The 5059-nt window shown below is 52.3% G+C and carries 5 protein-coding genes; 1 reads left to right on the top strand and 4 read right to left on the bottom strand.

Annotated elements, in window-relative coordinates:
- Positions 1 to 150 precede the first annotated feature (150 nt).
- The gene (pepD, locus tag KQJ18_RS21400) at positions 151 to 1608 is read left to right on the top strand and encodes a cytosol nonspecific dipeptidase (protein WP_137346873.1); all 1458 of its coding nucleotides are present in this window, start codon (positions 151 to 153) and stop codon (positions 1606 to 1608) included.
- Positions 1609 to 1710: 102 nt separating this feature from the next.
- On the opposite strand, the gene dinB is transcribed toward pepD, so the two are convergent.
- The 4 genes from dinB to KQJ18_RS21380 form a co-directional block, all read right to left on the bottom strand.
- Positions 1711 to 2766 carry a DNA polymerase IV gene (dinB, locus tag KQJ18_RS21395; RefSeq protein WP_038637679.1) on the bottom strand — a complete coding sequence of 352 codons (1056 nt, stop codon included), beginning with the start codon at positions 2764 to 2766 and terminating at the stop codon, positions 1711 to 1713.
- Between the two features lie 66 nt (positions 2767 to 2832).
- Positions 2833 to 3474 carry a DNA primase gene (locus tag KQJ18_RS21390; RefSeq protein ID WP_216422699.1) on the bottom strand — a complete coding sequence of 214 codons (642 nt, stop codon included), beginning with the start codon at positions 3472 to 3474 and terminating at the stop codon, positions 2833 to 2835.
- Between the two features lie 57 nt (positions 3475 to 3531).
- On the bottom strand, positions 3532 to 4530 hold the full coding sequence (gene lafU / locus KQJ18_RS21385) for a putative lateral flagellar export/assembly protein LafU (RefSeq protein WP_038637675.1): 999 nt from the start codon (positions 4528 to 4530) through the stop codon (positions 3532 to 3534).
- A gap of 2 nt (positions 4531 to 4532) precedes the next feature.
- A partial coding sequence (locus tag KQJ18_RS21380) for a MotA/TolQ/ExbB proton channel family protein (RefSeq protein WP_216422698.1) occupies positions 4533 to 5059 on the bottom strand: 527 nt, incomplete at its 5' end.

Below are 5059 nucleotides of genomic sequence, written 5' to 3'. Positions count from 1 at the left end.
GCGCCTCTTTTTGCATGCTTTATGCTAGCCGTCGGCGGAGAAAGTGGTATTCTCAATCGCATCGCGCAAGCCTGACTTGTGGTGTTTTTAATTCAGCTAACCCCGTGGACTGCAAGCAAGTTTTGTAGGACACCGCCAAGGAGACTCAACGTGTCTGAACTGTCTCAGTTATCCCCGCAACCGCTGTGGGATATTTTTGCCAAAATCTGTTCTATTCCTCACCCGTCCTACCATGAAGAGCAGCTCGCTGAACACATTCTGAGCTGGGCCCAGGAGAAAGGTTTTCACGTCGAGCGCGACCAGGTCGGTAATATCCTGATTCGCAAACCTGCCACTGCAGGCATGGAAAACCGCAAACCGGTCGTTCTGCAGGCGCACCTGGATATGGTTCCGCAGAAAAATAACGACACCGTGCACGACTTCACCAAAGATCCTATCCAGCCTTATATTGATGGCGAATGGGTGAAAGCCCGTGGCACCACGCTGGGCGCGGATAACGGCATCGGTATGGCGTCCGCGCTGGCCGTACTGGCGGATGACAATGTGGTACACGGTCCGCTGGAAGTGTTGCTGACCATGACCGAAGAAGCGGGTATGGATGGCGCGTTCGGTTTGCAGGCAAACTGGCTGCAGGCAGATATCCTGATCAACACCGACTCTGAAGAAGAAGGTGAGATCTACATGGGTTGTGCAGGGGGTATCGACTTTACCTCAAACCTGCCGCTGTCCCGTGAGGCGGTTCCGGCTGGTTTCCAGAGCTTTAAGCTGACCTTAAAAGGTCTGAAAGGCGGTCACTCCGGCGGTGAAATCCACGTTGGTCTCGGTAACGCTAACAAGCTGTTGGTACGCTTCCTGGCGGGCCACGCTGAAGAGCTGGATCTGCGTCTGATTGATTTTAACGGCGGTACGCTGCGTAACGCGATCCCGCGTGAAGCCTTTGCGACCCTCGCCGTGGCCGCAGATAAAGTTGATGCGTTAAAAGCACTGGTTAACACTTACCAGGACATCCTGAAAAACGAACTGGAAGCCAAAGAGAAGAATCTTGCTCTGCTTCTGGATGCTGTCGCCAACGATAAAGCCGCCCTGACCACGCCGTCTCGCGATAGCTTTGTTCGTCTGCTGAACGCCACCCCGAACGGCGTAATCCGCAATTCCGACGTGGCGAAAGGCGTGGTGGAAACCTCCCTGAACGTCGGTGTCGTGACCATGACTGACGATAATGTACAGATCCACTGCCTGGTTCGCTCGCTGATCGACAGCGGTAAAGACTACGTGGTAAGCATGCTGGATTCACTGGGCAAGCTCGCCGGTGCCAAAACCGAAGCCAAAGGTGCGTATCCTGGCTGGCAGCCGGATGCTAACTCTCCGGTTATGCACCTGGTTCGCGAAACCTATCAGCGTCTGTTCAACAAAACGCCGAACATCCAGATTATCCACGCCGGTCTGGAATGTGGACTGTTCAAGAAACCATATCCGGATATGGACATGGTTTCCATCGGGCCAACTATCACCGGTCCGCACTCCCCGGATGAGCAGGTTCATATTGAAAGCGTCGGCCACTACTGGACGCTGCTGACTGAACTGTTGAAGTCGATTCCGGCGAAGTAAGTCTCTGTAATAAATGCCGGATAGCGCTACGCTTATCCGGCCTACGCGCTGATTTGTAGGCCGGATAAGGCGGTTACGCAGCCATCCGGCAATACATCAGAGTCAAATTCCCAGCAGCAGTTGCCTTTCCAGCTGTGGATCAAGCAGCGTGACGTGTAATCCCACCAGCCTTACGCCCCGCCCGCCCCGACGTTCATCCCAGGTTTTGCGCGCTGTCGCAATTAAGTCATCTTTGCTTAAGCGCGGCCAGACGTGCTCCTGCGTGGTTTGCTGAAAATCATTAAACTTGAGTTTAATTCCCTGCCGGGCAATCAACAGATCCGGTTTTACCTTTGCCAGACGCCGTTCCAGTTCGGGATATAGACGCTCAATAATCTCCTCACATTCAGCCCATTCATGAATATCTTCTGCCAGCGTACGCTCGACGCCGACTGATTTGCGCAGTCTGTCGTTGTTGACGTCGCGCTCATCAATACCCTGGCTGCGTTCCCACAACACGCGACCAAACTTACCAAACCGTTTGAGCAACATGGCCAGGTCGTATTTTTGAACATCCTCGCAGGTGCGCAACCCCATCGCTTCCAGCTTAGCGGCAGAAACTTTGCCAACGCCGGGTATTTTCCCTAACGGCAACGTTCTGAGAAATTCGGGAACATCAGCGGGGGTAATGACATATTGCCCGTTGGGCTTATTGAGATCGGAGGCTATTTTTGCCAGAAACTTAACCGGCGCAATCCCGGCTGAGGCGGTTAACTGTAACTCGTTGAAAATCGTCTGGCGGATCTCCTGCGCTATCAGCGTGGCGGAACCGTGACAGTGAGCACTGTCGGTCACATCCAGGTAGGCTTCGTCCAGCGAAAGAGGTTCGATGAGCGAGGTATAACGGGAGAAGATCGCCTGAATCTGGCGGGAGGCTTCTTTATAAGCCTCGTATCGACCAGGCAATAACGTGAGATGTGGGCACAGTTTTAACGCCATTCCGGTCGGCATTGCGCTACGCACGCCAAATTTACGCGCCGGGTAATTGGCCGTGCTGATAACGCCCCGGCGTTCACGACTGCCGCCGATAGCAATGGGAATGTCGCGCAGGGCTGGATTATCACGCATTTCCACCGCCGCGAAAAAACAGTCCATATCAACATGTATGATTTTGCGCATGACTCGCCTCCCACAACACTGTTTAAGTATACAGTATTTTTATGGTGTGAGAAGTCTGATTATGCCTTACGCTGGACCATTCATGACAAAGCGCGCATCGCACAGGTAACGTACGATGTCCGTGGTCTTATGTTCTGCGGGATTACCCGCCGTACTGACAAAAAGCTTATTCACTTTGCGAATCTTTGCCCGCAGCAATTTTTCGATCGTCATCAGGCGAAATGCATCATTTTCCACGCAGAAAAGCTCATAGTCACCCAGACGCTCTCCACAAATTTCACAATGATTCATCCAATAACGTAGCCCGGTGGTTTTACTTTTATCCAGATAGTAATTGCTGGCCTTAATGTTCTTTTTTATCTCTTCAGGCAGAGAATTAATATGAAACAGAAAGGTATTCCGTCGAATAGATTGCCAGCCTTGGCCATCATGCTCCTTTCTAATAAACCGGGTAAACATCACTCCGTGAATATGAGTGAGCTGGTGGCAGTTCCAGCAGTTCATCTTCGAGGTAATTACCAGATAGTACGGCGCGACGATGTTAAAACTGTCGGTGTTATAGACATAGTCACGAAGCCCCCCGTTTAGCTCATGAGGTTCGGTGTACCAGATCCCTGAAATCTGGTCGAAATGCGCGCCCTGACAGGCCACATCCGTGACGTTATCAGTATGAATATCCAATGGAATAATATGGGTTACATCTATCACATTGCCTTCCTGCGGGATAATTTGCCCCCCACGTTGCGTGGAGGACCGGGAATCAAATTAATGAGTGACGGGAGCAGAATGTTGACGTAAAGAAGTCACCTGCTTTTGTTTGTCCAGCTTATCAATCAGCGGTTGTACGACCTTCTCGCCGTGTTGGCCAAAATATTGATACAGCGTATCAGAAGCGCTTTGCGTTAATACCATGATCTCAATGCGACGGTTGCCGGCGCTTTCCGGATTTTTCGCATCCAGCAGCATTTGGTCGGCCATTGCGCTGACCTGCATAACTTTATTCTGCGGCATTCCGGCATCTTCCAGTACGCGTCGAGCAGACAATGCGCGGTCGCCTGACAGGTTCCAGTTGTTGTAAATGTTACTCTTATAGCTCATCGCGTCCGTATGCCCGGTGATGATGATCTTATTGTCCAGCGAGTCAAACACGGGGGCCAGCTCAACCAGCAGCGATTTAAAGAACGGCATAATTTTGGCGCTACCGCGTTCGAACATATTACGGTTCTGATCATCTTTAATCAGTACGCGCAACCCCTGAGGAACAATCTCCATCTCAAGGTTGGTCTCCATATGCGCCTTGCGGGCAATGACGTTAATGTCGGTCGCCAGCTCGCCTAACTCCTGGGCTGATTTTTGTTTCAGTAACGCCGTTTTCTCATTCACATCCAGCGCCTTTTTAGCGTTCTCTTCCGTGATCCTCGCCGTCTCCTGTGGATTCACGGTTTTATCAAGCTTGTTGCGTGTGACGTTTTTCTTCTGCGCGCCTGGCGCTATCGGCAGTTTGCCCAGCTTGTTTAACGGCGCCATACCGCCACCGTTAAAGATTGACTGGCCATGCAGCGCCGCCACGATATTTTCGCGGTCAGCCTTGCTGACGCTGTTCACAATCCACAGCGTCATAAACAGCGCCATCATCGCCAGCGTAAAGTCGGCAAAGGCGACCTTCCACGCCCCGCCATGATGACCTGCATGGTTCTTTTTAATTTGTCGGCGGATAATGGTGGTTTTCGCGCCGCGATCGCGACGATTTGGCCCCTTCCTCATGCTTATTCCTGCTCCAGCATCGCATTAACCCACGCATCCAGATTGGCGAAAGTGGGTTTAGAGGCCAGATGGAGAAGTTTACGGCCAGCATCGACCGCCAGTAGCGTCGGTTTACCGCCCGCTTGCGCCACCAGTACGGTACGTACGCATTCGAGCAGCGAATGCTCTGCCCGCGCCTGCTGTTCCATGGCGTTTGCCAGCGGGTCCATCAGGCAATAACAGATGAATACCCCTAAGAATGTCCCCACCAACGCCGCCGCCACTTTCAGACCGATAAGCGCAATGGAGCCATCGATAGACTGCATGGTGATGATAATGCCCAATACCGCAGCACAAATACCAAATCCAGGCATCGCCTCGGCGGTACGCTGCAAGGAGCGCGAAGGGGTTAACAAAGATTCTTCAGCGGTATCCAGTTCCTGATCGAGGATCCCTTCCAGTTCATGGGCATCGATTTTACCCATCGCCATCAGACGGAAGTTATCGGCGATAAATGTCACCAGTCGCTTCTGAGTCAGCACCAGCGGGT

The sequence above is a fragment of the Citrobacter sp. S55_ASV_140 genome, from assembly GCF_018919505.1.
GTDB classification, from domain to species: Bacteria; Pseudomonadota; Gammaproteobacteria; order Enterobacterales; family Enterobacteriaceae; genus Citrobacter; species Citrobacter werkmanii.
Note: the sequence above shows the minus strand (reverse complement) of the source record. Positions and strands in the feature narration are given on the sequence as shown.